Consider the following 503-nt stretch of genomic DNA (forward strand, 5'->3'; position numbering starts at 1 on the left):
CGTACGGCTTGCGCAGGCCGATCGCGCGGCGGGCCCCGGCGTCCCAGACCAGGGACATCACCGCGAAGGCGACCAGGAAGAACACCCCCGACCACTTCACCGCGCAGGCCGCGCCCAGGCACAACCCGGCGGCGATCCGCCACGGCCGCGCCCCCAGCCCCGGCCCCTGGTCACTGAGCGGCGAGGTCTCGTACCAGGTCACCAGCCGCTCCCGCGCCCGGTCACGATCGACCACCAGGCAGGCGAAACCGGCCAGCACCCAGAACATCAGGAAGATGTCCAGCAGCGCCGTCCGCGACAGCACGAAGTGCAGGCCGTCCAGCGCGAGCAGCAGCCCGGCCAGGCAGCCCAGCATGGTCGAGCGGGTCATCCGGCGGGCCACCCGGGCCAGGATCAGGATCGACAAGACCCCGACCACCGCCCCGGCGAACCTCCACCCGAAGGGGGTCATGCCGAAGATCTGCTCGCCCAGGCCGATCATCCACTTGCCCAGCGGCGGGTGG

General features: G+C 72.2%; 1 protein-coding gene. It reads right to left on the reverse strand.

Features of this window, described 5'->3' with window-relative positions; all coding sequences use genetic code 11:
- Positions 1 to 503 (reverse strand): phospholipid carrier-dependent glycosyltransferase (locus tag ACVCAG_RS45850; protein ID WP_447191684.1); only part of this gene is annotated, 503 nt, incomplete at both ends.

The organism is Streptosporangium sp. G12 (assembly GCF_052983175.1).